Annotated in this window: 26 protein-coding genes; 17 read left to right on the top strand and 9 right to left on the bottom strand. The window is 70.5% G+C overall.

Annotation, left to right across the window (positions count from 1 at the left end; genetic code table 11):
- Positions 1-109: 109 nt before the first annotated feature.
- From ACH4E8_RS34385 to mobF, 5 genes are all read left to right on the top strand, one after another.
- Entirely contained in the window at positions 110-622 is a 513-nt protein-coding gene (locus ACH4E8_RS34385; protein ID WP_398455582.1) for a hypothetical protein, read from the top strand.
- 63 nt (positions 623-685) lie between these two features.
- On the top strand, positions 686-1,306 hold the full coding sequence (locus tag ACH4E8_RS34390; RefSeq protein ID WP_398455584.1) for a hypothetical protein: 621 nt from the start codon (positions 686-688) through the stop codon (positions 1,304-1,306).
- Entirely contained in the window at positions 1,303-1,539 is a 237-nt protein-coding gene (locus tag ACH4E8_RS34395; protein WP_398455586.1) for a pRL2-19, read from the top strand. Before ACH4E8_RS34390 ends, ACH4E8_RS34395 begins: the two co-directional genes overlap by 4 nt.
- Positions 1,540-1,598: 59 nt before the next feature.
- Positions 1,599-1,796, top strand: coding sequence for a hypothetical protein (locus ACH4E8_RS34400; RefSeq protein WP_398455587.1), 198 nt, complete (start codon positions 1,599-1,601; stop codon positions 1,794-1,796).
- Between the two features lie 494 nt (positions 1,797-2,290).
- Entirely contained in the window at positions 2,291-6,508 is a 4,218-nt protein-coding gene (gene mobF / locus ACH4E8_RS34405; RefSeq protein ID WP_398455588.1) for a MobF family relaxase, read from the top strand.
- A 108-nt stretch (positions 6,509-6,616) separates the two neighbouring features.
- Here the strand turns inward: mobF and ACH4E8_RS34410 are convergent, their stop codons facing one another.
- From ACH4E8_RS34410 to ACH4E8_RS34420, 3 genes are all read right to left on the bottom strand, one after another.
- Positions 6,617-6,835 (bottom strand): hypothetical protein, encoded by a 219-nt coding sequence (locus ACH4E8_RS34410; RefSeq protein ID WP_398455590.1) that lies wholly within the window; start codon positions 6,833-6,835, stop codon positions 6,617-6,619.
- Between the two features lie 874 nt (positions 6,836-7,709).
- On the bottom strand, positions 7,710-8,255 hold the full coding sequence (locus ACH4E8_RS34415; protein ID WP_398455592.1) for a GNAT family N-acetyltransferase: 546 nt from the start codon (positions 8,253-8,255) through the stop codon (positions 7,710-7,712).
- Positions 8,240-9,514: a hypothetical protein gene (locus tag ACH4E8_RS34420; protein WP_398455594.1), complete on the bottom strand. Its 1,275-nt coding sequence runs from the start codon at positions 9,512-9,514 to the stop codon at positions 8,240-8,242. Before ACH4E8_RS34420 ends, ACH4E8_RS34415 begins: the two co-directional genes overlap by 16 nt.
- A gap of 198 nt (positions 9,515-9,712) precedes the next feature.
- On the opposite strand from ACH4E8_RS34420, the gene ACH4E8_RS34425 reads away from it, so the two are divergent.
- The 3 genes from ACH4E8_RS34425 to ACH4E8_RS34435 all read left to right on the top strand — a co-directional run bounded on the left by ACH4E8_RS34425 (position 9,713) and on the right by ACH4E8_RS34435 (position 13,893).
- A complete protein-coding gene (locus ACH4E8_RS34425) occupies positions 9,713-10,102 on the top strand; it encodes a hypothetical protein (protein WP_398455595.1) in 390 nt (129 codons plus the stop codon).
- Between the two features lie 341 nt (positions 10,103-10,443).
- Positions 10,444-11,760, top strand: coding sequence for a hypothetical protein (locus ACH4E8_RS34430; protein ID WP_398455597.1), 1,317 nt, complete (start codon positions 10,444-10,446; stop codon positions 11,758-11,760).
- A gap of 348 nt (positions 11,761-12,108) precedes the next feature.
- Complete coding sequence (locus ACH4E8_RS34435; protein ID WP_398455598.1) at positions 12,109-13,893, top strand: UvrD-helicase domain-containing protein; 1,785 nt, start codon at positions 12,109-12,111, stop codon at positions 13,891-13,893.
- Positions 13,894-14,874: 981 nt separating this feature from the next.
- Here ACH4E8_RS34435 and ACH4E8_RS34440 read toward each other — a convergent pair.
- Together ACH4E8_RS34440 and ACH4E8_RS34445 are read right to left on the bottom strand one after the other, a co-directional pair.
- Complete coding sequence (locus ACH4E8_RS34440) at positions 14,875-15,873, bottom strand: DUF6083 domain-containing protein (RefSeq protein ID WP_398455628.1); 999 nt, start codon at positions 15,871-15,873, stop codon at positions 14,875-14,877.
- Positions 15,874-16,213: 340 nt separating this feature from the next.
- Positions 16,214-17,074 carry a hypothetical protein gene (locus ACH4E8_RS34445; RefSeq protein WP_398455599.1) on the bottom strand — a complete coding sequence of 287 codons (861 nt, stop codon included), beginning with the start codon at positions 17,072-17,074 and terminating at the stop codon, positions 16,214-16,216.
- A 556-nt stretch (positions 17,075-17,630) separates the two neighbouring features.
- On the opposite strand from ACH4E8_RS34445, the gene ACH4E8_RS34450 reads away from it, so the two are divergent.
- The 7 genes from ACH4E8_RS34450 (at position 17,631) to ACH4E8_RS34480 (ending at position 22,240) form a co-directional block, all read left to right on the top strand.
- The gene (locus tag ACH4E8_RS34450; RefSeq protein ID WP_398455600.1) at positions 17,631-17,939 is read left to right on the top strand and encodes a hypothetical protein; all 309 of its coding nucleotides are present in this window, start codon (positions 17,631-17,633) and stop codon (positions 17,937-17,939) included.
- A gap of 35 nt (positions 17,940-17,974) precedes the next feature.
- Positions 17,975-18,406 (top strand): hypothetical protein, encoded by a 432-nt coding sequence (locus tag ACH4E8_RS34455; protein WP_398455601.1) that lies wholly within the window; start codon positions 17,975-17,977, stop codon positions 18,404-18,406.
- Positions 18,407-18,961: 555 nt separating this feature from the next.
- Positions 18,962-19,636, top strand: a complete 675-nt coding sequence (locus ACH4E8_RS34460; protein ID WP_398455602.1) for a hypothetical protein — start codon at positions 18,962-18,964, stop codon at positions 19,634-19,636.
- Entirely contained in the window at positions 19,633-20,199 is a 567-nt protein-coding gene (locus ACH4E8_RS34465; RefSeq protein WP_398455603.1) for a hypothetical protein, read from the top strand. Before ACH4E8_RS34460 ends, ACH4E8_RS34465 begins: the two co-directional genes overlap by 4 nt.
- Positions 20,196-20,522, top strand: a complete 327-nt coding sequence (locus ACH4E8_RS34470) for a hypothetical protein (RefSeq protein WP_398455604.1) — start codon at positions 20,196-20,198, stop codon at positions 20,520-20,522. Before ACH4E8_RS34465 ends, ACH4E8_RS34470 begins: the two co-directional genes overlap by 4 nt.
- Complete coding sequence (locus ACH4E8_RS34475) at positions 20,512-21,627, top strand: integrase (protein ID WP_398455606.1); 1,116 nt, start codon at positions 20,512-20,514, stop codon at positions 21,625-21,627. The genes ACH4E8_RS34470 and ACH4E8_RS34475 overlap by 11 nt, the downstream gene beginning before the upstream one ends.
- A 133-nt stretch (positions 21,628-21,760) precedes the next feature.
- Positions 21,761-22,240 (top strand): hypothetical protein, encoded by a 480-nt coding sequence (locus ACH4E8_RS34480; RefSeq protein ID WP_398455607.1) that lies wholly within the window; start codon positions 21,761-21,763, stop codon positions 22,238-22,240.
- A gap of 55 nt (positions 22,241-22,295) precedes the next feature.
- Here ACH4E8_RS34480 and ACH4E8_RS34485 read toward each other — a convergent pair whose 3' ends face one another.
- The 3 genes from ACH4E8_RS34485 to ACH4E8_RS34495 form a co-directional block, all read right to left on the bottom strand.
- Positions 22,296-22,580: a hypothetical protein gene (locus tag ACH4E8_RS34485; RefSeq protein ID WP_398455608.1), complete on the bottom strand. Its 285-nt coding sequence runs from the start codon at positions 22,578-22,580 to the stop codon at positions 22,296-22,298.
- A 30-nt stretch (positions 22,581-22,610) separates the two neighbouring features.
- Positions 22,611-22,949 carry a hypothetical protein gene (locus ACH4E8_RS34490; protein ID WP_398455610.1) on the bottom strand — a complete coding sequence of 113 codons (339 nt, stop codon included), beginning with the start codon at positions 22,947-22,949 and terminating at the stop codon, positions 22,611-22,613.
- 256 nt (positions 22,950-23,205) lie between these two features.
- On the bottom strand, positions 23,206-23,787 hold the full coding sequence (locus ACH4E8_RS34495; RefSeq protein WP_398455611.1) for a 3'-5' exonuclease: 582 nt from the start codon (positions 23,785-23,787) through the stop codon (positions 23,206-23,208).
- On the opposite strand from ACH4E8_RS34495, the gene ACH4E8_RS34500 reads away from it, so the two are divergent.
- Complete coding sequence (locus tag ACH4E8_RS34500) at positions 23,786-24,052, top strand: hypothetical protein (RefSeq protein WP_398455612.1); 267 nt, start codon at positions 23,786-23,788, stop codon at positions 24,050-24,052. The two genes, ACH4E8_RS34495 and ACH4E8_RS34500, sit on opposite strands and share 2 nt — an antisense overlap.
- Positions 24,053-24,300: 248 nt before the next feature.
- Positions 24,301-25,314, top strand: a complete 1,014-nt coding sequence (locus ACH4E8_RS34505) for a hypothetical protein (protein ID WP_398455613.1) — start codon at positions 24,301-24,303, stop codon at positions 25,312-25,314.
- A gap of 83 nt (positions 25,315-25,397) precedes the next feature.
- Here ACH4E8_RS34505 and ACH4E8_RS34510 read toward each other — a convergent pair whose 3' ends face one another.
- Positions 25,398-26,918, bottom strand: coding sequence for a hypothetical protein (locus ACH4E8_RS34510; protein ID WP_398455614.1), 1,521 nt, complete (start codon positions 26,916-26,918; stop codon positions 25,398-25,400).
- Between the last annotated feature and the right edge of the window lie 52 nt (positions 26,919-26,970).

Consider the following 26,970-nt stretch of genomic DNA (forward strand, 5'->3'; position numbering starts at 1 on the left):
AACACCCCCAACGGGGACGTCCGGGGAAGTCGCCCGCACCGTCACCCGGCACGACAGCATGGGTCCGGGGGCCGCCGAAACCGGCCCCCGGACCCACCGAGAGGAAACCATGACCGACCCCACCGCCGACAGCGTCGCCGCTGTCGGCCCCGCCTACTCCAGCGAGGCGTACGCCGCCGTCGTGAAGGCCGGCCGCTCCCACCGCAACACCCTGTACGTGCCGAGCGTCTTGGAGCAGGCCGCCGAACTCCTCACGGACCTGTGGTCCGCCGGCGAGCGCCACGGCGTCACCGCCGCCGAGTGGGGATGGACCGTCGACCTGGCCAGCGGAGCGCTCGACGTCGTCGCCCGCCGCTACGAGCGCCCGGAGAAGGAGCGCACCGTCGAGGAGACCCTGACCCTGGCCCGGCACCTGCTGGAGGCCCTGACCTCCGACGAGATCGGCCTGAGCGCGAAGCTCGGCCCCCGCGCCAGCGTCATCGTCGAGCGCGGGGCCGACACCCCGCGCGGCGCCCCTCTCCTCACGATCGCCGCCCCGGCCTCGCAGGCCGGCGCATCCCAGGTCGCCGAGATCGTCCGGGCCCTCGTCCACGGCGAACTCGGCAACCCGTTCCGTCGCTGACCTTCCCCGACCAACCCGGCGGGGCCGCCGAAACCGGCCCCGCTCCTCTTGAGGAGCTTCAACGTGACCCCCTGGACCGGCACCACCCTCGTGGCCGTCGCCGACGACTACGACCGCGAGATGGGCGACAGCAACGCCCCGCTCGACAGCCGCTTCGGCCGCTACCTCGCCCAGCACCTGGAAGACCTGTGGGACGAGGACCGCACCGACCCGGCCGCCTTCCTCGTGTGGGCCTGGAGCGTCGGCACCGGGCCGATCATGTCCCCCGGCTACGTCCGCATCCGCCCCGACGTCGGCGCCGTCCGGATCACCCAGTCCCAGCACGACGGCCGCCTCCTGGTCGAGGTCGAGACCCCCGTCCAGCACGGCCAGCTCGCCCCGAGCGTGCGCCCGCCGTACGCCGCCGTCCGCGACTGGGAGACCGACCGGTACGCGTACTCCTCCGACGGCCCCCGCCCCCTGCAGGCCCCCGAGGACGAGTCCAAGCCCGCGCTGCTCCTGGCCGCCACCCTGCGCGTGCCGGCGGACGGCTGGACGCTGCACCAGCCCGCCGGGAAGTGGCCGGTCGAGGAACTGCTCGTCGACGACGCCAAGCAGGCCGTCGCCGTCGCCGTGGAAGCCATCAACCGCCACGTCGCCCCGCTGGTGGCCAAGACGGTCGGCGCCGAGGGCGGCCACTGGTGAGCGGCCTGCCGAGCCCGGCGGACATGTCCCACGCCGCGCTGGTGGCCCTCCTGATGCACAACGGCGGGAGCATGGACCTGCCCGCCGAGGCGTTCGAGCCCGACGCCCTGGGCGACGGCCGCGGCGCGCACCACGCGATGCAGTTCGTCCCGCTCGACGCCACGACGGTCCGGCTGTCCGTCGTCCCCCGCCCGCCTGGCCGCGGCGCCGGGGTCGAGGTCCGCAACCTCTGATCGACCCCGCCGTGCTTGACGACACGGCACACTGGACAACGACTGAAACGAGAGGTGCCATGCCAGAGGACCCGATCGGCCAGGAGATGGCCCGCATCCTGAACGAGAAGATTCAGCGGGTGATCGACAAGCAGACGGAGCACACCATCGCCCTGGCCAACCACACCGCGTCCCTCGACCGGCTGGAGAAGGGGCAGGAAGAGCTGCGGGAGATGCTGCGGCAACTCCTCACCCGTGGCGAGCCGAACGACGCCTGACCCGCCCAGCGTGCACCACCCGAGGCCCCCGTCCGCGATCCCTGCGGACGGGGGCCTCGTCGTGTTTAGGGACCGGTCCCGATGGCGGGTGGAGGCCGCCTGCTGCTCACCGTCCGTGATCATTCTGCTGTCAGTGCCCGTGCGCCGCGGACACCCCCTCCGGTCTCGGTGACCGGCTCGGCGGGCCGGCAGCGGGGCCCGGGGCTGGTCCGACCGGCTGCGTCGCAGGAAGACCGTGGGCGGCACAGGGCAACGGTCATACCGGCCTGAACCGGATGCTTGATCAGGGGCTTCTTGGTCAGCCGGAGATCCGGAGTTACTGTCGACGACCCTCCTGTTGCCCGTGCGCCTGATGAGGCGGCTGTTCCTGTTGATCAAGATCGAAAAGCAGGCATGGACAAAGGGGGTTCCCCTGTCGGGGAACCCCGGCCGCGGCCGGGAGGACGAACGACTGCACAACCGCACAGGGTGCGGGAACGGGGAGGGGCCGCCGGATGGCATGGGTCACCGAGATCAACGCCGACGAGCAGGTCGACTACCGGCTCGGCCGGCAGGCCGGGTGCGGCGTCGTCGACGGGGCCGGCCGCCAGGCCGAGGCTGGGCAGGACGACCAGGTCGACTACCGACTGGAATCGGACGCGGACGGCGTCCTGGTGTGGGTCGGCTCCGGTCTGGACACCGTCGGCCTCAAGTCCGGCACCGTGATGACGGTCGAAGGGGAGGCCACGGCCCGCCGCCTGATGAAGGGCTGCCACCCCACCACCGGCGCCCGGCTCATCACGACCAAGACGTCCGTGCGCGCCGACGAGAAGGCCACGCTGAGCGTCGCCCCGCTGTTGCGCGCCATCAAGGCGAAGGCCGCCACTGAGGGCGTCGAGCCCGCCGCGCTGCTGGAGGGCAAGGCGAAGCAGCAGAAGGTGCTGGCGCAGCAGCAGCGGATGGTCAACCGGAAGGGCGAGGCGCAGCGGCTGCACATCGAGACCGTGCACAAGCTCGCCCGCGCGACCGGCATCGACCTCGATGCGGTGTACGGCAAGGAGGCGGTCGCGTCCGCGTGGGGGCACAAGGACTTGCGCGTCGACTCCCGGGTGCGCGGGTGGGACCTCGTGCTCGACCTGCCCAAGTCGGACAGCACGCTGGACGCGCTGCTGCCGGAGCTGGACGAGCGCGCGTACCGGGAGCTGGTCCACGAGGCGAAGGACGAGACCCTGCGGGTAGCGGAGCAGCTGATCGGCTACGCGGTCGGCAGCGAGGACGGCGAGCCGGTACGGATCGCGACCAGTGGTCTGCTCGGCTGGTCCGTCGAGCACCGCGCCTCCCGTCCGATGGGCGACGGACAGCCCGGCGACCCGCACCTGCACCTGCACGTGGTCATCGCCAACATGGCGCTGTGCGAAGACGGCAAGTGGCGCAGCATCGCCAACTCCGGGCGGGACCTGTACCGGCACGCCGCCGTGCTCGACGCCGTCTTCAAGGCCCGCGTCCGGGAGCTGGCGCACGAGCGGTTCGGCGTACGGCGCGTGCAGGCGGAGACGACCCGTGCGTGGGAGGTCGAGGGAGTCCCCGAGCAGCTGCGCGACAGCTTCTCCCGGCGCGGCGCCCTGGTGAACGAGACCGCCGGCGAGGACGCCTCGTTGCAGGACAAGCTGCGCGTCTCCGCCGCCACGCGCCGTGCGAAGCACACTGCGGATGCGACCGGGATGCGGGCCAGCTGGCGGGAGCGCGCCGAGGCCCTGGGCGTCGACGTGGACGCGATGGTCGCCGCGGCCGCGCCCGGTCCGCCCGGCCCAGGCGGTGGAGCCGCGGTCGACGGTCCCGGTGGCGGGCCGCGCGTCCCACCGCCCGACGACATCGCGAGGGTCGTCTTCGACCCCGAGACGGGCGTCACCGCGACGAAGAAGGACTTCACCCGTGCCGAGTTGATGGCGGCCGTCGTCAACGCCCTGCCGTACGGCTTCGGCAGCGCCGACCTCACCGACCTGGAGCGCCTGGTCGACGACGTCCTGCGCGTCGAGGGCTACGCCGTGGCGCTGCCGCACCTCGGCTCCACGGTGATGAGCGGCACCGACCGGTACACCACCCGCGACGTCCTGGGCGCCGAGGACGTCGCCGTCACCCAGGCCCGCGCGCGGTTCGGCGACAACACCGTCCGCCTCACCACCGAGCAGGCCGACGCCGCCATGTCGGTGTTCGCCGTGGCGGCCGGGTTCGAGCTGTCCGAGCAGCAGCGCGCGGTGGTCACCCGGCTGCTCACCGCCGGGAACGGCATCGACACCGTCGTCGGCGTCGCCGGCGCGGGCAAGAGCACGCTCATGGACGCGTGCCGGATCGCGTGGGACGCCACCGGCACCACCTACGCCGGGGCGTGCCTGTCGGCGGTCGGCGCGCAGGGCCTCCAGGACGCCTCCGCGATCCCCGCGCGCACCGTCGCGTCCTGGCTGAAGCGGATCGAGTCCGGCCAGGGCCTGGCCGGGATCGACGTCCTGGTGGTAGACGAGGCGGTGATGACGGACGACCGGTCCGCGGCGAAGCTGCTGACCGAGGCGGCCCGCACCGGCACGCAGGTCCTGGCGATCGGAGACCCGCTCCAGCTCCAGGCCGTCGGGATCGGCGGATGGTTCCGCGAAGTGCACCGCCTCGTCGGCGGCCTCACCCTGGATGAGAACCGGCGCCAGCGCGACGACTCCGAACGGGCCGCCCTCGACATCTGGCGCACCGGCGACCACCGCCAGGCCCTCGAACTCCTCGCCGCCGCCGAGCGCGTCCACCCGGCCGCCACCGCCGACGACGCCCGCTCCCAGATGCTGATGGCCTGGGACAAGCTGCGCGCGGCCTGGCCCGACGAACTCGACCTCCTGGACAACCTCGCCGTCCTCGCGGCCCGGAACGCCGACGTCGACCTCCTCAACGCCGGCGCCCAGGAGCTGCGCCGCCACAACGGCGAGCTGGGCGACACCATGCACACCTACGCCCTGCCCGGCGGGCGCACCCTGGTGCTCTCCGAGAACGACGTCGTCCGCGTCCGCGTCAACGACTACCGCTCGCGCCGCGACCCCGCCCAGCCGGACGTCCTCAACGGCTACCGCGCCAAGGTCACCGCCATCACCGACGACCACCGCGTCCAGATCACCTGGCGGGCCAAAGACCTGTCCGCCCCCGACGGCACCACGGAGGTGTCCGCGTGGATGGACCCCGAGGCCATCGCCGGCGGCGCCCTCTCCCTCGGCTACGCGATGACGGTCGCCGCCTCCCAGGGCATGACCTGCCACACGGCGCTGCTGTACGGGCACGGCTGCAACGCCTACGCCACCTACCCCGGCATCACCCGCGGCAAGGACGCCAACCACCTCTGGTTGCCGCTGGACGTCGTCGAGGACGAACGCACCCAGCGCGCACTGGGCGCCGCCCGCACCGAGACGGAGCTCCTGCAGCGCAGCATCCACGCGTTCGCCACCTACCTCGGGCAGTCGCGGCCGGACGGCATGATCTCCGACGAACTCCGGGCCGCCCCCGAACCGGTCCCGCTGCCCCGGCAGACCGACCGCCTCACCGCGCACGAGGAGGCCGCGGCCGCCCTACGCAACGCCAGCGCCGCCCGCGAGCGCAGCGTGCGCGCGGCCCGGGCGAAGTCCACCTTCGTAAAGCGGCAACTGTGGGAAGACGCCGCCCGCCGCGCCCAACGCGAGCACTCCGGGCCAGACCACCGTCCAGACGACGCCGAGCTGCCCGCGTACGACACCGGGGAGACCGGCGGCGCGGACGGCCTGCGGCTGTCCGACGACCACCAAGCCCGGCTCGACGCCATCCGGCGTGCGCAGGAACTGCGGGCCATCCCGCCCGCCGACGCCCGCCCGTACGGCGACCTGTCCGACCAGGACCTCCGCAGCCGACAGGCCGCGTATCTGCAGGCCGCAGAAGCGGCGGAGAGCGTCGCCGGTCAAGCCCGTGAGGAGTACCGACAGCGGGCCGAGCAGCTGACCCGCGCGGCCGCCAGCGGAACCAGCCGCGGCCGTGAGTTCGCCACCCGAGCCGACATCGTCCTCACCGCCGCCGAGTACCTGCTGACCCGCGCCCGCGCCGAGCAGAAGGCCGCCCGCACGGCTGAGCAGCACGCGCTAGAACTGCGCAACCAGTACGACCAGACCGCGACCGCCCGCAAGGCCGGACACCTCAAGCTCGCCCTCGCCTTCTCCACCAAGCGCGGGGTGAAGAAGGCGACCAGCCACCTCGACCAGCAACGCATCGCGGCCGAGAGCGAGCAGAAGCGGGCCCAGCACGCCGCCGAGAACGCCCACAAGGCCGCCTGGACCACGCTCACCGGGAGCACGGACACCCAAGCCCTCGGCGCCACCGGCGACCACCCGGCCACCATCGAGGACCTCGCCCTCCGCCTCCAGGAACTGCGCACCGCCCTACCCGAGCGGGCCTTGGCGATGGACACCCGCGACCTGCGCCGCCGCAACGACGCGCACGGCCGGAGCGAGTCCGCGACGCGGGAGGCCGCCGACTGGCGTGCCTACATCGACACGATCCATCGAGAGCAGACCATCCGCAGGACGATCCGCGAGACCAATCCCGAACGGCACGACCAGGAGACCCGCGACCGCGCCGAGCAGCCCGCCGCCCCGAGCCGCAAGCAAGCCGCCCAACACCAGTCCGCCGCCCCCACGGCCAACCAGCACCGGCACCAGCAGCGAGGAGCGAAGTACTGACCGCATGCCCGAGCGACCCCTCCCCTCCGACACCAGCCCCTCGATAGACCCATTGGACCCAATAGGGTCAACAGGTGCTGAGCAGCAGCGACGCGACCTCGCGCCCGGTCAGTGCTCTGCCGGGCTCGGGTAGACGTGCGCGGGGGCGCCGCGCCACTCGATCAGCGCGGAGTCGGCGTCGACGAGGGCCTGGGCCTCCTCCAAGCCCGCGCGCTCCAGGAAGACCACCAAGTCGTGGTCCGAGAACGCCAGCCCCAGAATCTGATCACCCGCGGACACCCTGCGGCCCCCGGTACGGCTCGGAGCGTGCACGGTAATCGGGACCATGGCTCCAGCCTGCGCTGCGCCCGGAGGCTCCGCCACCGAGTCCGGGGCGGCTGCCCGGGCAGATCCACCCGAAGATCGATGTGTCGGGTTTCCCGGACACATCGAGGGCCTTATGTCGGCATGGGGCTGACACAAGGCCCCGGTATGTCGGGATAACCCGACATACCGGAGGCCGTTCACGCGGAGCCCGCCCCGGGCCGATGACGTCCGCGCATCGCGGACAAGCTCCTTCTTCTCCGCGTCGCCTCCGGCCCCGTTCTTCCCGTGCAAGCGGGGCGCGATGGGCACCACCCTGGTGTGGATCGTCCTCGGGCCCCGGGGCCGGTCCAACGTGCTGGCCGGCCCCGGGCGGGTGGACGGCTCCGTTACTGCGACTGTCCGGTGTGGTCGGAGGTCTGCTGGGGCGGGTCGTCCCTGCGCCGCCGGCGTAAGAGGCGGGCAGCGACCGCTAGGACGAGACCGGCGCCGAGGCTGCCGAGGAACTCGGGGAGGGCGTCACGAAGAAGCTGAAACAAGGGTGTTCCGGCGCGCACGGAGCCGGACCCGCGCCGTACTCCTTGTACGCGTGTCGCATCCGGATTGTCGGCATCGCCCCCGGCTCGCCGGGCGGCCCCTGTCTTCCGCGTCCGGTGTGTTCCGGTTGCGGCCTGCCTTCTCGTGCGGTCAATAACACGAGCGCGCTCATCCTCGCAGAATCGCCCTTCACCGGGGGCAGTTCGAGGGGTTCTCCTGGCGAGACCGCACGGGCATCTCGGCCGGCCTCCGGGTGATTCCGATGAACGACCCCTGTTAGATCCATTGGGCCTAACAGGGGCAATATCCGCTGGACAGCAACGACGTGCCCCGGGCGTTGCGGCTGTGCTGACGGGTGGGGTCAGGAAGGGGACGGCCTGCGCAGATCGCGCAGCATGACGGCGAAGTTCGGGCTGTCGGGGAATGGCTGTCGGTTGCCGACCTTCGTGTATCCCCAGGTCTCGTAGAGGGTTTGGACCTTGGGGTGGTCGGGGTCGACCAGGAGGACGGCCAGTGCCTCCCGGCGGCTGGCTAGGAGTGTGGTGTGGAGGCGTTCGGCGGTGCCGGTCTTCCGCCACCGGGGGCGGACCATCAGCTCCGAGACGCTGAAGGTCGAGTCGTTCGCCGGCGGTTCTTCCAGGTGCTCGCGCCACCACTCCCGACCGGGAGTGGCCGGGGCGCCGTAGGCGAATCCGACCGGCTCTTCGTCGTCGTAGCCGATGACGCAGTCGAACCCGGCCTGGCCGCCCCAGTGGTCCACGAACCAGGGGAACCGTTGGTTGAACTCGTCGTCCATCGCGTCGGCGTAGGCGTCCGCGTGCACGTCCAGCAGGACCTGTCGGATGGTTGGCAGGTCTTCGTGCTGGAAGCGGCGGAGTTCGACGGTGCCGGTCACAGGCTGCTCCATTCGGTCTGGTGGCGGTCGATCCACGCGCGAGTGGCGCGTGCGGAGGGGGCGTGGGTGATCAGTTCGCGCTGGAAGTCGCCCAGGAGTTGCTGCAGCCGCCCCGGCAGCGGCGTGCCTGCCATGATCGAGAACACGGTGGTGCCGGTCGCGCACGCCTCCTCGACGTCGCCCTGGTGCAACTGCGCGAGGGCGAGGCGGGCCGTGGTGTGCGCGCGGTTGCGCCGATAGCCCTCGGGCAGCGCGGCCAAAGCGTGGTGCGCGGCGGCCTCCGCCGGCCCGGGGTGGCCCGCGACGTCCCGCACGATCGCGGCCAGCGAGTACAGCTCCGCCGGCCCGTAGAAGGCGATCCAGGTGGAGCGCGGCTCCCGCAGGTCCGCCTTGGCCAAGGCGTCCTCAGCGCGGCCGAGGCAGCGCAGCGCAGCGCGGGCATCTTTGCCGTGTGCGAGGCCGACAGCGGTTCGGGCGTGGGCGAGGGAGGCGTGCAGTGGGCTGCGTCGGGCGATGCCCGTCGCCTGGGCGGCTTGGGCGGAAGCCACGGCCTGGGCGTAGTCGCGGCGCTGGCGTGCGAGCATCGCCCGGAAGTTCCACACCTGCATGGTCATCTCGGAGTCCTGCGCTAGGCCCGCGAGGGTGAGCGCCCGGTCCAGGTGCCGGTCGGCACCATCGAGCCGGCCGGCATCGATCAGCGACCACGCCGCGGTCGCGGTGAAGTCCGAGGCGAGCGAGAACAGCCCTCTCCGCACGCGCTGCGTGGCGGACTGCTGTTGCAGCCGCAGCGCCTCAGCCGCCCCGTCGAGAGCGGCCTGCTCCAAGCCGTTCCCGCCGCGCTCGGCGTCCACCGCGACCAGGCGCTCGACGTCGTCGCGGAGCCGGATCACATCACCGGTGCCGACACGCGACGGCCGAGCCGACGCGAGGGGAAGAGGCGTGGCGGCGACCGCGGTACCGACGGCGCCGAGGAATTGACGACGGCGCACGTCGGCGTCCTCCAGTGCTGGAACGGGCCGGAATCTCCCCCGAGGCAGAAGGCCAAGAGCCGTGGCGGGCAGACCGGTGACGATCTCCAACCCACGACGCTGACGTTCCTGCGGCCACCGGCTCTCACCGGACAGCCAACGGAACACCGTGCGCTCGGACGTCGTGCCGAGCCGGCCGGTGAACCCGGCGATGGCGCCGTTGACCGCGTCGGCTAACTCCGCGGCCGACATCTGGCGCGCCGCCATCCAGGCGGCCAAGGACGCGTTCCTGGTCTCCGCCACGGCAGCACCGTAGGGCCTGCGCCCGACCGACCGCAGGTAATGGAACGGCCAATTCGTCAGTCGCGCCGAGGACATCCCGGCCGACTTCGTCATACCCACCAGGCGGAGACGGGCGGTTAGGTGTCGCGTACGGCCCCGCCGCGCTCGATCCCCCGGGGCGCGGCGGGGCGCCAACGTGACCAACCTGCTGAGGCAGCGATGACCAGTGCAGGAACACCCCGGACCGAGACCGCTCGGGCCGTGCTGTACGTCTGCGTCGACCGCGGCACCCTGATGCCCAACCTGCCCACGGAACGCGCCCTGGCGGAAGGCGAGGCCGTCGCCCGGGAACGCGGACTGACGATCACCGAAGTCGTCACCGACGAGTACGGCGAACCCGACCCGACCCGCCGCGCAGGATGGCGGCGGGTCCGGGAACTCGCGCAGAACGGCGCCGTCGCCACGGTGCTCGTCCGCTGGCCCGCCGCCATCGCCCCGCAGTCCGCGCACGAGCTTCGCCACCGCGAGACCCGCTGGCTCCACGAGCGCGGCGTACGCCTCCGCTACACCTGGGCACCGCTCGCCACCTCAGGCGGCGAGACCTCGTGAGCCGCGGCCTGCTCCACCACGATCACCCCTGGCTCGGCCGAGAAGTCGAAGACGCCGCCACCGGCCAACGCGGAACCCTGCTCGCCATCGCCCCCGACGGCGACCCACCACGCCCGATGGCCTGGCTCCGACCGCTCGGCGGAGGAACGGAATGGACCACCGACCCGGGCGCCCTCGACCACCCTGCCCCGAAAACACCAGACGCCTCCCCCGCACCGTAGGAGCCGTCCTCGTCATCGCCGCGGCCACAGCAGCACACGCAGGACGGCCCACGAGAGGTGAACCATGGACAGAGTTTCACGCTCTGTCAATTGTCAGTGGCTGGTCGTAGCGTCATAGGTATGGCGCATGGTGTGTTCCACCAGCAGCTCGGGGCCATCAACCTCTCCGAGTTGGACCTCGACGTCCGTGAAGACCGGCTCCTGTGGGAGTCCCTGTACGGCAAAACCGCCAAAGGCGATCTGGAGTGCCTGGAGTGCCGGGAGAACGACCCAGGCTGCCCGCAGTGGATGTTCCTGCGACTCCAGAGAGGGCGTCCGGTCGCCGTGCACTACAGCACGGCCGCACGTCACCCGACCGCGCCGGAGAGCCCACGCCACCGGGCGCTGAAAGAGCGCATCGCCACCGCCGCCGAGAGGGCTGGGTTCACCGCCGAACTGGAGGCGCGCGCACCCAACGGACGCCGGCGCACCGACGTCCTGGTCCACGGAGCCGGAGTGGAACTCGGCTGCGAGATCCAGCTCTCCTACGCGACCGCCCAGGCCGTGACCAAACGCAGCGACATCGCTCGCGCCGACGGGCTCAGCCCCCTGTGGACCACCGACGACGAGAGCGCGCCCCTGATCGAGCGCACCCCCTGGGCCCGCATCGACAAGATGCCCCTGGAGGCGTTCTCCAGCGGCAACGCCCTCCTGGTGCGCGGCGGCGTCAAGGACTTGAAGCTGAAGAAGTGCGACAGCCGCAACCCACTACCGTGCCCGGACCGGGGATACGGCCGCTGCAATCAGTGGCACGGAACCTGGGCCCCCACCTTCGGCATGTACCTCGACCGGCTCATCCCCGCCACCGCGGCAGGCGAATACGTCTCCCTCTACCTGCCAGTCCAGCCGGGCCGGCGCCCCCGCGCAGCACACATGTGGGTCACCGCCCACGACCGAGAGCGGTACCTGGACGCCACCACCGACGTGGTGGCTGATCCCGAACCGGGGGCGGTCGACGACCACGACCCCGCCGAGCCAGAGCGCCTTCCACTCCCCCGGGAATGCTCCTACCAGCAGCGGCTGGAGCAGTCCCGCGCCACCAGCGTGCCACGGGAGACCACCGCCCTCATCCCGGCCGGCATCACCCTCCCCAGCCCGGCCTCGTCGACCACTTCGTCGACGAGACAGTTCGGTGCGAAGCCCAAGGCCCTCCACCAGCGGCCGCTGGCCGCTTTCGTGCCCCCGCAGCCGCGACCGCCTGCTCGCCCGCCCAGCGCGGCACCCACAGCGGCACGACCGACGGTGCCTCAGCCACCGCAGGACCGCGCAGCCGTGGCGGTTCGCCTGGGATGTGGGCCTGAGCAAGTGGGACCGTGCGCAACGTGCAGGGGCCTCACCCGTCGGTACGGTGACGGAGCGAACCCGCTATGCGCGTCTTGTCGTCCTCCCCGCCAGTGACCGAACCCGGGCACCGGGCGACCGAGATTTCTCAGGTCCCGCTTCAGGCTGACCGTCAACGACGAAGCGGTCACCGGGGAAACACGGAGCTCTACCGCAGAGAGATTGTCACTACCTGTGGTATAGGAGCTTTTCATGCCTGTATGGGCATTTCTTCGTCCGGCGGTCGCGTCCCGCAGAAAGGGGACCACGATGGTCAGAAAGCCGAAGGGGACACCAGAACCTCCCCCCGGCGACGGCTCGGCGGACGACCAGATGTCCCTATTCGCCGCCACACCCCAGCGAAAGACCAAACCGGTCCCTCAGCGCCCGACGGAGCCTCTATCGCGTGGCGCACGGTTGAACAAGATGATCACGATCATCGCTCTGCGCACGGGGCGTGCCTACGCCGAGATCAACGCCAGCCTGAACCTCCGACTCGGCATCAGCACCCGCACCGGCGCCTCCGACGCACTCCTGGACCAGGGAATCAACCTCGCCCAGCAGTACCTCGACGCCCTATCCCGACCAGCCGCACAGACAGCAGGCCAGCACGCCAGCGGAAACATGCCGGTGCAGCGGACCCGCACGTCCCGGCAGGCCGGCCCGCCGCCCACGCACGAGCAGGAACTCGCGATCGAGGCGAAGCGCGCCGGCGACCACTTCGTGCTCCAAGCCGGCGCCGGGACAGGTAAGACCACCACCCTCACCATGCTGGCTCGGGAAGACGCCCGACGCGGCATGTTCCTGGCGTTCAACAGGCCCGTTGTCGAGGACGCCAAACTGAAGTTCCCGCCGCACGTGGAATGCCGGACCGGGCACTCCTTGGCGATGAAGGCAGTCGGAGCACGATACGGAGCACGCCTGGGGCAACCCCGGGAACCCAGCTGGAAGGTCGGACAGCGCCTCGGTATCTCCCCGAAGTCCATGCTGCGCCTGGGCCAGCGTGCGCTCACCCACAAGACCATCTCCTACGTCTCCCTGGCGACCCTCGCTCGCTTCTGCTACTCGGACGACGCTGATATCGGGCCGCGGCACGTCCCCCGACTCCGCGGCCTCGACGATGCATTCCGAGGAGACCTCGCCGCCATCGTTCTCCCGTACGCCCGCCGCGCCTGGGCCGACGTGCAGAACCCAGAAGGTCGACTCGTGCGGTTCGACCCGAACCATGCCCTAAAGATCTGGGCTCTGACCGAGCCTCGGCTCTACGTGGACTACCTGCTGCTGGACGAGGCGCAGGACACCAACCCGGTGATGGAGAAGGTCTTCACCGCTCAGCGCTCACACGCACAGCTCATCATGGTGGGCGATTCGGCCCAGGCCATCTACGGATGGCGCGGCGCACGCGACGTGATGACCGACTTCCACGGACAGCAGCTGACGCTCTCCCAATCCTTCCGGTTCGGCCAGCTGCTCGCCGAGGAAGCAAACCGCTGGTTGACGATCGTGGAGTCGCCGTTGCGACTACGCGGAACCCCCAGCATCGACACCCGCATCGGCCCTTTGGACAAGGCGGAGGCGGTGCTCTGCCGCACCAACGGGGGCGCGATCGCCGAGATCTTCAAGCTGCTGGACGACGGACAGCGAGTCGCCTTGGTCGGTGGCAAGAAGTCGCTGACCGAGTTGGCGAAGGCCGCCGGCGACCTGAAGGCCGGACGCCGTGCTTCTCACCCCGATCTCGTCCTCTTCCAGTCCTGGGACGAACTGATGGAGTACGCCGAGGAGGACCCGGACGGCCAAGACCTCCTCCCGCTGGTGGAGATCATCGAAAAGCACGGGGTGGCAAAGGTGCTCGACGCCATGAACCGCCTCCACTCCGAGTCCGAAGCCCAGGTCACCGTCTCCACCGCGCACAAGGCGAAGGGCCGAGAATGGGACACCGTCTGCATCGCCCAAGATTTCCGAGAGCCCATCTCCCGGGAGCGCGACCTGGAGGGCAACGCCCTTCCGGGTGAACTCGACTTGGAAGATGCCCGGCTCGCGTACGTCGCCGTCACGCGAGCACGACGGCACCTGGATATTGGTGGCCTCTCCTGGATCGAGAACCACCCCGACGGCAACCCCGCGAACCAGCCGCCCCGTACGGAACATCCCGCACCACCGGAGCGGCCGCCCTCCTCCCCGTGGGACCGGCTCGGACCCTCACCTTCCTGACCCAGAGGGAGAACCAGCCCCTGGCACGGACCTGAGGAGAAGCGCATGGCGGTCACACAACGCTCGGGAACGGAAGCGGAGCCCTTTCCCCCGCTGCACGAATACGCCTTGGCCCACGCGTGCACCAGCTGCGGCGCCACACCGGGAACTCCGTGCCAAGCCCCCCGGAAGCAAGCCGCGGTGCGCAGAGTCGCCGAGATCGCCGTCCGCTTCAGCCTCGATCCCGTCGAGCAAGATCCGCTGCGCAGCATGCATGCAGCTCGGGCTGACGCCGGTCTCCGGCACTGGCGGAGGGACGTCGGGCAAGCCCCGGTGCCCGAAGAGCGGGTGGCGGGACGTACTTACGGGACGATCGGCCAACCCTCCGCTCCCAGAACGGCGAAGCCCTCATCACCGAACCGGGGTGCCGACCTGATCACCCGCGCCACCACCGTCTTCGGCCGCTCGCCCCGCGGTGTGGCGTGGCCATACGGTCTCGCCACACCCCTACGACGCACCTACGATTCCGACGCTGCCTACGAAGAAGCTCGCGTAGACCGCCGAGGAGCACAGGAGACCATCACCGCCTGGGCAGAGCACTACGGGCTCAAGGCGAGCACCTCCGGGTGCTGCCCCGGCTGGCTTCAGCGACGAGCCAGCAGGCGCTGCCCAGGCGACTGCGCGTACTACGCCCCGCCGGCCGAGGACGCGCACTGGCTGGATCACGTGACCTTCTGGCTTCACGGTGGCCGCCCTGCCGCCCTCACCGCAGCTCCCTACACCGTGCTGGACGAGGACGAGCAACGGCTGTCCTGGTGGACCGGAGAGGACCAACGCCTTCGCACCGCACTCGGAACGGGTTGGTACGGATCCGGCACTACTCAAATTGTGATGTGGCGGGCCGATATCCTCAAAGAGGTATCCGCAGCCCCTGTCTAGGGAATGAGATCTGCGAACGCAGGTAGTAAGTAGACCATCGGCGACGCAAAGAGGCTGCTTCAATCAAAATGGCGGGTCCTCTTGAGGTTCCCTCTGCCATTTTGCATGCGTTTTCGCTCGCCGAATAGCAATGGGATTACATTCCCAGCATAGCCACTTCTCGTTCTCCTTTTGGTAGCTCCGATTGGTGCAATTGTCGGCGTTGCATTGGGAAGCGTCTTTCACCGGGCGCAACAGGCTCAGCAGGGGGTGGTCTTCGCGCCTGCGTTCATGAGACATCTTCGGCCGCTCGTAGGTGACGAAATCCTGGTGCCGGAAGGTGTCGAACGTGACCCACTGCGGCATCGTCGCATCTGGCGCACCGCCGCTTTCGTGGAGTGAGCAGCGCTGGTGCCGCCACCGACTGTATTCATTCGGGAAGAGGGCGTTCAGATCGTAGACCCACATCTGCTGCCCCGCCCACAAAGTCTCCTGACCTGCCCTACCGGGCGGCATAGGGATGTCAACCTGCGCCCAATGTCCCTGGTAGAGATCGTCGTCAAGTACCGTATTCTTGCAACGCTCGCCCGTGGACGCAGCCAGGGCAACACACTGAACCTGATCCACTGCCGCAGGGGCGAGCCAGGTCCAACAGGTGTACGTGATGACGTGCCGGATCGCAACGTCCCTCGGGACGTGCTGTTCGACGACATCATGTTCCAACACCTCCCTAGGTGCCGGAACGAATTCACCTTTCTCGATCCACGACCTGGTTTCGACCGCATACCGCCGGCGCAGTCCCCGAAGCACCCGCTCGTCATCATGCTCTAGCGCTGAGCAGACTGCCGGATGAGCAATGCGGCAGTAGCTGGTTCCGCCATCACCGAGGTATGCGAGACCATTGAAGACGGACCAGTGGTAACGCCTGGGGAGTAGAGGGGAAGGGAACTCCTGAAGGAGCAGAGGTAGCCATGTTTTGGTGTCGTGGCGTTCGTACCAATCCACGGGATGATGGCAGTAGATGCACCTTCTAACGCAAGGCTTTCGAGGCATCTTCGACGCGCTGTTCTTGTGCAATCGCATATTGCTGCGACGCACGCCGAGCCACGATCCATCCTCTTCGTCATTGAGGATCGGACTACCATCCCAATACCAGCCGCTCACGCAAACGTCTTATTGTCCGCGAGACCGGGATGGAAGCCGACACGGAGAAGAGCGAAGGCGCTTCACCCATTGAACCCGTTGCGGCGGGTCTGTGTGGGCTACGTCGGAATCACCGGTTTGACGGTGCAATCACAGCACGTCTACCGGAGGAATCCTTTCTGCGAGTCGGGCCCGGGCGCCGAGAAAATCTGAGGTCTTCTCGCGGCGTCGGTACGGGGCGACAACGCACTGCCCTGCGGCAGATCAGGCCAACTACCCGTCAGGGCGTGCGCACGACGGCGCCGGCGACGAACCACTGCACCAGGGCGGCCGCGAGGTGAACGCCGGCCCTGGCGGCCTCCAGGGTCTCGGGCACCGTGACGGTCTGCGCGCCATGCCGGGAGGTCTGCCCCTGCCACAGGGCGCGCATCATCGCCTCGACCGGGGCCAGCGGGTCCTGGCCAGCCGGGGCCGGGATCGCGGTGGTGAACTTGTGCCGGGCGTTGCCCATCTCGCCGAGCATCGTGCCCAAGGTCGCCTTCGGATGGTTGGCCTGGACGACGGCGTGGGCCGCGGACTCCACCGCCTTGATGGCCTCGCTGTATGCGCGTACCGGGTCCGGGCCGCGCCCGTAGGCTGCCTGCCACGCCGCAGCGAGGTGGTCGGCGGCTGACCCGGCGGCGGGCCCTGCCACCGCGTCGGAGATTGTCTGGCGCACCGCGTCGCGGATCGTCGGAATGACCCGTTCTTCCAGCCCGTCCCAGGCTTCGTTGACCCGGTAGGCCGATCCGGCGTCGTCGAGCATTTCGCCGAGGACCTCGATCTCCCGCTCAGATGCAGCCCGGGAACGGAGAATTTCGTCCACCACATCCAGCAACTGAGGGCCTGTGGTTTGCCTGAGTGGCAGCACGTACTGCTCCTCGCCGTAGCGGCTCAGGGATGGGGGTATGCGCAGGCGCAGACAGATGGGACGGGCTACTTCAGGCTGCGGGTGCCCCTGGTAGCAGAGCGCACTGTCGACCCACTTTTGGAGGGGCCGGAGCAGGTGTTCGGGTACGTCCTCGAATGGGCCGTCGTCATCTGGTGCGGCGGTGAGGCCGACGCGGATGGAGAAGCGGGGGCGGGGCGGTGTGCTGGTCATGGCGGAACGGTAGCCGGGAACGGTATCGCGTCGGATATGCCCCTCGCCGGCGCCTACGTCCTGGTCGTCGACGAGGTCACCATGTCCAACGACCGCAGGCCGCCGTCCTCATGACGGGTGCAACGCACCGGCACGAAGCTGGTGGCGATTGGCGACCCGATCAGTGGCGTTCGACATCGGTGTCTCCGTCGGGAGCAGGGCGGACTCACCATCAAGCAGGCAGTGAACCGGATGTTCGGCCTCGACCGAATGCGAGACTCCCCCTCCACTCGGTGTAACGGCGATGAGGCGACCCACCCCGTTGGTCAGGTTGTGGATGCAGCGCGGTGCGTTACGAAACTCCTGACCCGTTCACGGGCCCAACAAGTTGCAGGTGGGCGAGGGTTGACGCCATTGGACGTCCTGTGAGAGCCTGCATTCAAGGGCGCACCAGTGCGCCCTTTTGGTTTGTGGGCTCTCCTTCTCTGGTGAGAAGCGGGGGCCTTCTGCATTTCCAGCCGAGCCCCCGGAGAAGACGCCGGGGGCTCTTCTCGTATCCGGAGGCTCGGCTCTCGTGATGATCGGTTCCGTGGCCGGCGTGCCCGTCTGGCTCGCCGCGTTCGCTCTTGTTGCGCTGCTCTGCATCCTGGCTGTTGTCAGCGTTCTCATCGTGCTGATCCTTCGGCGGGCCGATGGCAGGGATCTGCCCCAGGTACTGCTGGGGTTGAGCCACGTCATTTCGTCGCTGTGCGGACTGCTGCCCTGGGGGAAGCCGGTGTCGCCCCCTGCGCTCCCTCAGGCGCCGAGCCCCGAAGCGGACGCCGCTGACCCCTCCGTGGTTCTCGTGCGGATGACGCCGGCTGTCGCCCGGAGGGGAGAGCAGTGAGCCAGCGCTGGCGAGGAAGAACCACGCCTCGGCCGTTGGTCAAGCGGACCAACGAGATCACGGAGCTCCTCCGGACCATAGACCGGAACTACGCCGTCGCCTTCCTGGCAGTTGTGCTCTACAACGCTTCGAACGAACGGATAGCAGAGGAGCTCCAGATCCCGTTGGACGAGGTTCCCCGGCTCTGCAGCCTGGGCGCCTCATTCCTCCGTCACCCGAGTCGATCCATGCATGTCCGCGAATCTATGAGCGACGCGGACGACGGGATGCTGGTCATTGATGCCGGCCTGCGTGCGCTGCTCCGGGAGTGGCGGATGGAGGAGAAGTTCGCCGCTCTGTGCGTTCAGTGCCGACGCCCGATGGATGCCACCTGGAACAAGCTCCAGCGCACTGGGCGGCCACGGCGCTTTTGCTCCGGAGCCTGCCGCCAGAAGGCGTACCGGGAACGGCGCCGCCCTGACGCCTGACCGGCACAGCGGTCAGGCGTCAGGGCGGCGTGTCAGTTGGCGTCCTCGTTCCGGACCGGGGGGAGGGGAGGTCGCGTGGCGTTGCGACGGGCGCGCACCTTCCGTAAAACCCCGGCTCCGGTTAGGACGGCGAGGGTGGCGGCGAGGCTGCCGAGGAACTCGGGCAGGGCTTCGCGGAGGATGTCGGTGTACACAGAGGTGTTCCGGCGCGCACGGAGCCGGACCCGCGCCGTACTCCTGTACGTGACGTGTCTTCTCCGGTGATGGCACCCGCCCCCGGCTCGCCGGGCGGTGTTGCCCCCCGCTCCTTCAGGGGGTGTGCCAGGAAGTGCCCTCCTGGAAGGCCGAGTCTGGCAGCCCTACGGGCCGTCGCGGGGCCGGTTAGCCGACTTCTCCGGGTACGCCAGGAAGATCACAAAAACAGTCGGAACGGGGCGCGAGGATCTCCTCGTTCGGCGGCATGACGTCGGATAACCTCTCCTTATCCGACGCGACAGAACGGGACATGGCGACCCGTCAACCCGGGCGCCGGAGATAGGGAGGGAAACCCGCCGCATGACCACCGATCCCTTGCGCTACGCCGTCGACCTCGCCCTGGACGACGTGAACGCGCTCACCCGCTTCCTCATGGCCCGGCTCATCCACCAACGGCCCGCGGTGAAGGTCGACACCGAGGAGTTCCGGACCAACGCCGCCCTGCGCACCGTGGTGCCCGGCTTCGCTGGCTCTCTCAGCCACGAGTTCCGCGACGAGGTCGTGGCCGAGGCGCAGGCGAGCGGCGTCGCGAGCCTGCAACGCATCCAGAAGATCTCCAGCACGTGGAACGATCTCGTCGCCGTTGCCTCCCAGTGGAAGGACGTCGAGGGGTTCGACAACACCCGCTGGTGCGAGGTCCGCTTCTACGACGCCGAGGACGAGGAGGAGTTCCGGCAGTGGGAGGAGAAGGAGAAAGCGTCGTCGACCGAGATGGCAGCCTTCGTCTCCGAGTACCGCGTCCCCTGCCCCCGGGACGGTGGGCAGAGCATCGGCGAGTTCGTCGTTGCCCGTGACCCCGACACTCCCGACCGGTGGGCCGTCTTCGAGGGCAGCTCTCAGGGGCGCCACTGGGACGGCACGGCCTGGCAGCACGCCCGCTTCACCGGCACCAGCCCCTACTTGTTCGGCCGGGCGACGGCCCTGGCCACGGCGCACCAGCACGCCGGCCGCGGCGTCGAGGGGGAGGCACGGTGAGCCGCAGCCGTCAGGCCGCTCTGCTGGCCCGACACCTATCTGAGACCGCCGGCGCCCGCGTGGAACTGGCCTTCGATAGCGGAGCCTGGTGGATGGTCAGCTGGGCGGACGGCCCCACCGTGGAGGGGATGCACGAGCTCGTCGACGCTGCCCTCGCAGGGCCGCGCTACGCAGAGATGCGCGACCGCAAGATCGACTACGTGCGCTCGCCCTCGGACCGGGCCTGGGCCGCGAGGGCCATCGCCTCCCGGCGGGACGGCACCCTCGCTCGGGCCGTCGCCGACGGCGCTGCCAAGTCGAGCGACACCCACGAGCTCTACGCCCTGCTGCGCCATATCGCAACGCTGGTGCAGACGACCGCGTACCCGGAGCGCGCCGACGTGCCCGAGGACGAGCCGGACATTCAGGAACTGCTCGCGGCCGGCACCCGGTTGCACCCGCGCACCGGCCGGTCGACCCGGAGCGAGCACGACATGGCCCGGGCGTTGTTCGTCGCCGAGCGGGCCCCCGCCGGGTACAGCCCACCCCGGCTCACCGTCGTCCCGGTCCCGGAGAAGCGATGACGGCGCTGGAAGACGACGCGACCGCACGGGCCTTCTTCGCCGCCTACCTCCATGACCGCGCCGCCTACATGGCTGAGCACTTCCCCCTCCTGGTGGAGGCCGCGGCCACCGAGCGCATCGCCTGGGAGCGGCACGAGGAGATGACCGAGTTGACCATGCGGTCCTTCTGGCAGTGGGCCGATAGCAACGCACTGTCCGCAGGGTGTGCTCTTCACGGTCGGGGCACATGGGCGGCGTATCGCCAAGCCAAGGAAGAACTCGCAGCGGTGGAGCGGTGGCTGGCCGCCCGCGGCTGCTCGAAGGGAGGGATCGGTGACCGCTGAGCCGGCAACGGCCGCGATTGGCCTCGCCGAGCCGGACGGGTTCTCGCCGGCACTGGACACGGCGGCGGCCGCCGAACGGCAGGCGCTCATCGAGCGATGGGCCGAACGTCACGGCATCGACGCCGCCCGCCGCCTCGCCGAGGCCGAGGACTTGGCCGACTCGGTCGCCGCTGAGATCACCCCGGACAACACCGTGGACACCTACCGGAAGTCGTGGACGGTGTGGACCCGGTTCTGCGCCGCCACCGGCCTGCCCGAGACCGAGGCCACCCGCGGCTCGCTGGTCGCGTTCGTGACCTGGATGCTCCGCGAGGGCCAGCAGAACGGCGCCGGGTACGCGCCGAGTTCCGCCTCCACCCATCTCGCGGCGGCCGTCGTCGGCCTGCGCCAGCGCGGTGTCACCGTCTCCGGCGACGACCAGGCGAAGGCCCGCGCCGCGCTGGAGGGCCTGGCCGTCCGGCTGCTCCAGGCCGGGGAGCGGCGCGGCCGCGGGCAGGCGGTCGGCGGCACCGTCGAGGGGCTGTACGCCATCGCCCGCACCAGCCCCGACACCCTGACTGGCGACCGCGACAAGGCGCTGGTGTTCACCGGCTTCCACTACGCCTCCCGCTCCCAGGACCCCGCCGGACTCCTCGCCGCCGACGTCGTCGGGCACCCGCGCGGCTTGGTCGTTTCCGTCCTCACCGGCAAGACCAAGCACTCGGTGCGCGACGCGAAGATCCTGTACGCGGGCGACCCGGTGATCTGTCCGGTCCGGGCCTGGAGCGCGTACCGCGCCCGGCTCGCCGCCGAGGCCGACCCCCGCTGGAGCGCGTCGTCCGCCCCCGCGTTCGTCGGCATCGACCGCTGGGGCAACGTCACCGGCGGCATGACCCCCGACTCCGTCACCCGCGCCATCACCCGCATCTCCGCCCGGGCCGGAGTTCCCATCGACTGGACCGGGCACTCCCTGCGGATCGCCCTGGCCTCCATCGGCCGGACGAAGGGCAAGGACGCCGTCGCCATTGCCGACCAGGGCGGCTGGGCCCGCCACTCCCGCTCGATGCTCGCTTACATGCAGCGCGAGGACGGCTGGGACGACAACGCCTCCGCCGGACTCACCTGACCCGGCGCGGAAAGCCCACACCCCCGGTGAAGCCCCGGACCGCAACAGGTCTGGGGCTTCACCTCGCGTACGAGACGTCTCGCTGCGGCGCGTCAGGGCTCGCAGGGCGGGCCGGATCGGCACCATGACGGACATGAACACCTTCTCGACGCCCGACGGGCCCGCCTCCGCCTACCTGCGCGCGGTGGTGGCCGTGCTTGGCCCGGATACCTGGGACACCAGCGGGTTCACCTGGCCGGAGCGGTATGTGACCGCCCCCGAAGTGGCGCTGTGCATCGGTCTGCACGGCACCCACGTCCTCATCTGGAACCCGTTCGCCGGGGGCTGGTCTTGCGACCGGATCGACGCGCAGGGCCACATGCTCGACGAGGCCCACCAGCTCATCGAGGGAGAGGCGGTGCCCCGGCCCAGCACCGTGATGGCCGCAGTCAGGCTCCAGTACCTGGGGCGGCTCGACGAACTGCCGCTTCCCTCGTATGAGCCCCCGGTGCCGGCATGGGTGCAACTCACCCCTGCCCAGCAGCGCATGGTCGACCGCGGCGCGCTCACCGAGGACGTCGCGCGACGCCTGGCCGTCTACGCGGAGGAGGAGAGGGCGCTTGCCCGCACCTGACGGGCTTCACCGACGGGAACCCGCCGTCCCATAAGACGTGCCGCCCGGGCCCGCTCTACCTGCCGCGGTCCGGCCGTTGCTCGACCGCCTCGCGGAGCAGGGCGACCGTGCTGTCCACCGTGGCCTTGGCGGTCTCGTCTTCGGAGACGCGGCCCATCTCCTCCAGCAGCACGATCGCGGCTTGGAGGACGCCGACGTGGACGGGGACCGTGTGGATCGCCGCGAGCGCGGCCGCCGCGCGGTCCGTCGGCGACAGAGCAGCGGACTGCGGGATCAAGGTGGAGACGCCGCGCCCGAGGGGGGATCGGTCACGGTCGCGGGGAGACTGAGTGGAGGTCACCCCGGCATTCTCCCCGTACGTCGGCTTCTGCTACGCCACTGGGGAGCCGTGCTCCAGAGCGGCCTTCAGCGGCAGGCACCGGCCGCACGTCGGCCGACTGCACACCAGCGACTCGCCCCCGTAGCGCCTCCGGCTGCGCCACCGCTCCTCGTAGCACAACTGGTCCGGGCGCGACTGCGGAAGCAGCGCCAGCGCGGACCGCAGCCCGGTCCGCGACTCAGTCAGAGCTCCGGGAGCCGACGGGTCGTCCAGGAGCCGCCAGGCCCGCTCCACCGCCAGGCGGCCCGCGATGAACCCCGGGAGCTCCTCCAACGGCACGCCGGGCCCGCGCAGCTCGTCCGCGGCGTTCACCTCCCTGAACCACTCCATGGCTCCTGGCTCCTCGCGCCACGGCCGATAAGTCATCTGCTTCCCCGCTCTCCACTCTGCTCCAGTCCGGTCTCCCCTCTTGGTAGACCGTGCGCCGGGCTCCGGGCGGCACCGACGCCACTCCCTCACCCGAGAGGCGGCCGGTGCCCGGACGGGCCCCCATTAGACCTGTTGGTTCTAACAGGTCTAATGGGGGCCGACGGCGGAGTATGGAAATGGTCTTCCGGGGGTCTAGCGGCGGCCCGGCGTGCTGGCCTCAGCGAGGGCCGTACCGGCCGGGGCGCCGGGCACGGGGTCGCCCGGGGGCGGGCGGGCGCGGGGCGAACTCTGTCCCGCGGCCCTTGCTCATCTCGATCAGCACGGTCCGGGCGGCCTGGGCGTCGCCGAGTGCGCGGTGGCCGCCGCCGAGCCGTAGCCAGCGGCGGGAGCCGAGCCAGGCGGCGTACGCCTCCATCAGGCAGTACCAGTTCCCGAAGGGCTCCAGGTGCATGGGCTTCTTGCCGGCCCGCGCGATGTCGCCGAGGACGACCGTGCGGTCGAAGTCGGCGTTGTACGCGCACACGGTCCGGTCCTTGGTGACCGTCCTCAGCTTCGGGAGGACCTTGTCGAACGGGCGGGCGTTGGCGACGTCCTCGTCGGAGATCCCGTGGACCCACCGGGCCTCCGGGGTGATCTCGGTGGTGGGCTTCACCAGCGTGTCCATCAGGAGAGAGGTCGTCTCGGTGTCGAGGACCACCGCGGCGCCCGGCTCCAGCAGCCGGAGGGCCTCGCGGGTGATCTCGGCGGCGTAGGTGCCGGCGCCGGGGTCGTCGGCCAGCTCCCGGCGCACCGCCGCCATGGTGGGGCCTTCGTCGGCCGCCGAGGACGTCCTCGACACGATCGACACCCTGACGGACGCCCTGGGCAGTGCCGGGCCGGAACTGGCGCGGGCTCTGGCCGCCGTGGCGGCCGCGACCGACGTCGCCCGCCGGCTTCTAGGCATCGACGTCGACGGCCAGGAGCCGGAGCAGCCCTCCGCCGCGCCGCCGCTGTCCGCGCTCCGCAGGCCGCCGAGGCGGCGCGGCCTCGGCCCGGGTTTCCAAGGCATCCGTACGGGGGCCTGAGCGTCCGCCCTTCAAGGAGCCGTATGGGCCTGTTAGATCTAATGGGTCTAATGGGCTGACGGCCCGCCGGGCGGCCCGCTACCTTGAGAGTGGCCGTCACGCGTCGGCCTGACTCCGAGCCGGATCCCGCCCACGCCGGGAGCGGCACTGAGGACAAGGGGCTCAGCCTCACGTGCCGCATTGGTCCGCTGTCCGTGGTTATCCACGGCGGGGGATGCGTGGGATCTCTCGCCTGTCTGGAGACGACCGTGACCACCGACAAGCATCTCAAGTACGCGGCCCGCGAGCTTGCCGAGCGCGAAGGAATTTCGTACACGGCAGCCCGTCGCCGCCTCACCGCCACCCCGGAAGTAAATGTCAGCGCTTCGCTGACAGGCACTTCGGCGGCCGCCGAGGCCGACCGGGAGTCCACTCCCCCGCGTCTCTACCCGATTGCCGGCGCCGTGTGCGCGACCGACTGCGACGGCACGGTGCACCCGGGCGGGCTGTGCCGGCCGTGGCGGCCGGAGGACTCCAAGGCTGTCCGGCTCGAAGTACAGCGGGCGGCGAGGCTGCCGATCGGCCGGGCCGGAGAGTTGTGCAACCGGTTCGAGCCGCCGACGGCGACCTACCCCGAGGGGTCGTTCTTCGCCCGCGACGCCACGTGGCTGCTGGACCTGGTCTACGCGATGCTCACCGACCAGCACCCCGAGTTCCGCCCCGGCCGGGCAGAGCTGCGGGCGGCCGTCGAGGCGGACGACCAGGCCGCGGTCGACGCGGTGATGGAGCCGCTGGACCGCGCGGCGGCTCGGTTGATGACGAAGGAGGCCGAGCGGTGGTGGAGCGAGGTGAAGCCGCAGCTGGACGCGTACGCGGACTTCATCGACGCCGACGACCGGGAGATCCTGACGTGGCAGGAGGCCGACGACCGGGCTGCGATCGGCCGTCTGGTCGAAAAGTGGCGCAGGCGCTGGACGAAGAGCCGGAACACGAGTGGCTACATGGAGGCCCCCGGCGTGCTGTGGCTTGCCCCGAAAAGCTGGTTGGACGACCTTCTGGTTGAGCAGCACGGTGGCCACGGCGACGGTGCCCGGATCCGCCTCACCGACGGGCGCCCCGCCGTCGTGTACGCGGTGGAGTGGAGCGAGGCCGGCGCACCCGTCGCCTATCGCGTCCGTGAGCTAGAGCCGGGCCAGTACGGCAACGCCGGGAAGCTCGTGCCGTCGTTCCGCGACGAACTCGTCTCCCGCGACCAGGTCGCGGGAGAGCTGAACGACGCGTAGCCCGGTGGGGGCTGGGGGTCTTCGCCGGCCCCCAGCCCCCGCTGCCCCGGCCTAACGACGGGTGCCAAGTTCAGAAACAGGTCTCAGGCGGTCAGGCCGTCGACCCCGTCGATGTCCTGGCTGGGCTCCAGGTACTCCTGCAGCGCCCGCTCCCGCCACCGCTTCGCGCCCTCCGTGTAGTGCGCATCGCGCCGGTTGGCGGCCATGTGCGCCCGGGTCAGTTCGATGACCCAGCCGTCGACCCGGTGGTGCTTCTCCAAAGCGTCCAGCGCCTCGCGCACCCGCAGCCGCTCCTCCCCCTCGGCGGCCCGCCGCTTCTCGTGAAGGGCGTCCATGACGCAGACCTGCCCGACGCGCAGGAAATCGCGGTACTCCTGCCCGCCCTTCTCCAGCCGGGCCGCGGCCTCCTCCGTGGTGAGCGCACCACGGCTGCGCGCGGCGAGCGCGGTTGCAAGGTCGGCCATCTCCTGAAGGCGCTGCGCGTCGTATCGGGCGGTCCCCTCGGCGTACGACTCATCCGGGTGGCGGTCCATCAGGCCCCGCCCCTCCTGCGTCCAGTCGTGATTCCAGGCGTCCGGGTGCCGCGGCCCCCAGGTCTCCGCCCACGCGTACGGGCCGCCGGTTCCGACCCGCAGCAGGCCGGCGGCGATCCCGGCCGGGCCGCGGCCGCCGACGAACCAGGCGAGCGTCGTCCAGCCGTCCGTCTCGGACCAGACCCGCAGGTCGTACGTCGGGGCGTGCTTCTCCCCCTTGAACCAGACCGGCTCCGGCGTCGGCTCGGCCGAGGCCGGACGGCCCTCGGGCCAGGCGTTGAACGGCAGCCGGGGCACCACGGGCCGGTCGGGGTCGGCGTCGACCTGGTGGACCCGGGCGGGCAGGGTGCCCAGGTCGACGATGGAGTGCTGCCAGACCTCGGCGCGCAGGTCGCCGCAGTCCCCGCCGGCCGGACGGGACGGGCGGCCCAGCCGGTGGGCGACCAGGACGTCGGCCAGGAGGACGGCCTTGTCGAGACGGTCGCACCAGGCCCGCGTCCACCAGTGCGGTGTGGTGCCGGTGTGGTCCTCGCCCACGATCCCGTCCGGGACGTTGTAGATCCGCACCTCGTACGGCAGGTCCGGGCTGGGGCACACCGGATCGAGGGCGTGGGGGAAGGTGCCGGGCTGCTCCACCGACCAGCCGTTGTGGACGTAGCGCCAGAACGGCTGGTCGTTCGAGCACCAGACCACCGGCCACAGGGAGGCGACGTCCACCTGGCCGTCGCCGCGGCGGTGCGGCACGGGCACCCGAGTCCCCTTGGGCACCACCCCGACGTCACCGCGGACCTCGCGGATGACGACGCCGTCGGCGGCCGGCTCGGCGACGCCCCACCGCACGCCGTTGTCGCGCTGGACCATTGAGTGGCGGGCGTCCTCGTTCCAGATCACCGTGACGGGCACGATGCCGTGCTCGGCGACGACGTCGGACAGCGCGGCCACGACCAGGTCGTCCCACTCCGGGGACGCGGGATCGGGCGAGGCGGCGCGGAGGGCTTCGGTGTACTTCGCGCCCTTCCGGGCGGCGGCGCGGGCCCTCTTGCCCGCGGTGCTCTGCTTCTTCGGCGACATGCGTACTCCAGACCCAGCGGTCTCCCACGCTCCCGCCGGCCATGTGTACGTC

This window comes from Streptomyces sp. NPDC017979 (assembly GCF_044328175.1).
GTDB lineage: Bacteria > Actinomycetota > Actinomycetes > Streptomycetales > Streptomycetaceae > Streptomyces.

Bases quoted from the DNA above. Each gene is read 5' to 3' on its own strand.
- ACH4E8_RS34385 (WP_398455582.1), top strand. From the start codon at position 110: ATGACCGACCCCACCGCCGACAGCGTCGCCGCTGTCGGCCCCGCCTAC.
- ACH4E8_RS34400 (WP_398455587.1), top strand. From the start codon at position 1,599: ATGCCAGAGGACCCGATCGGCCAGGAGATGGCCCGCATCCTGAACGAG.
- mobF (WP_398455588.1), top strand. From the start codon at position 2,291: ATGGCATGGGTCACCGAGATCAACGCCGACGAGCAGGTCGACTACCGG.
- ACH4E8_RS34410 (WP_398455590.1), bottom strand. From the start codon at position 6,835: ATGGTCCCGATTACCGTGCACGCTCCGAGCCGTACCGGGGGCCGCAGG.
- ACH4E8_RS34415 (WP_398455592.1), bottom strand. From the start codon at position 8,255: ATGGAGCAGCCTGTGACCGGCACCGTCGAACTCCGCCGCTTCCAGCAC.
- ACH4E8_RS34425 (WP_398455595.1), top strand. From the start codon at position 9,713: ATGACCAGTGCAGGAACACCCCGGACCGAGACCGCTCGGGCCGTGCTG.
- ACH4E8_RS34430 (WP_398455597.1), top strand. From the start codon at position 10,444: ATGGCGCATGGTGTGTTCCACCAGCAGCTCGGGGCCATCAACCTCTCC.
- ACH4E8_RS34435 (WP_398455598.1), top strand. From the start codon at position 12,109: ATGATCACGATCATCGCTCTGCGCACGGGGCGTGCCTACGCCGAGATC.
- ACH4E8_RS34440 (WP_398455628.1), bottom strand. From the start codon at position 15,873: ATGCGATTGCACAAGAACAGCGCGTCGAAGATGCCTCGAAAGCCTTGC.
- ACH4E8_RS34445 (WP_398455599.1), bottom strand. From the start codon at position 17,074: ATGACCAGCACACCGCCCCGCCCCCGCTTCTCCATCCGCGTCGGCCTC.
- ACH4E8_RS34450 (WP_398455600.1), top strand. From the start codon at position 17,631: ATGATCGGTTCCGTGGCCGGCGTGCCCGTCTGGCTCGCCGCGTTCGCT.
- ACH4E8_RS34460 (WP_398455602.1), top strand. From the start codon at position 18,962: ATGACCACCGATCCCTTGCGCTACGCCGTCGACCTCGCCCTGGACGAC.
- ACH4E8_RS34470 (WP_398455604.1), top strand. From the start codon at position 20,196: ATGACGGCGCTGGAAGACGACGCGACCGCACGGGCCTTCTTCGCCGCC.
- ACH4E8_RS34480 (WP_398455607.1), top strand. From the start codon at position 21,761: ATGAACACCTTCTCGACGCCCGACGGGCCCGCCTCCGCCTACCTGCGC.
- ACH4E8_RS34490 (WP_398455610.1), bottom strand. From the start codon at position 22,949: ATGGAGTGGTTCAGGGAGGTGAACGCCGCGGACGAGCTGCGCGGGCCC.
- ACH4E8_RS34500 (WP_398455612.1), top strand. From the start codon at position 23,786: ATGGTGGGGCCTTCGTCGGCCGCCGAGGACGTCCTCGACACGATCGAC.
- ACH4E8_RS34495 (WP_398455611.1), bottom strand. From the start codon at position 23,787: ATGGCGGCGGTGCGCCGGGAGCTGGCCGACGACCCCGGCGCCGGCACC.
- ACH4E8_RS34510 (WP_398455614.1), bottom strand. From the start codon at position 26,918: ATGTCGCCGAAGAAGCAGAGCACCGCGGGCAAGAGGGCCCGCGCCGCC.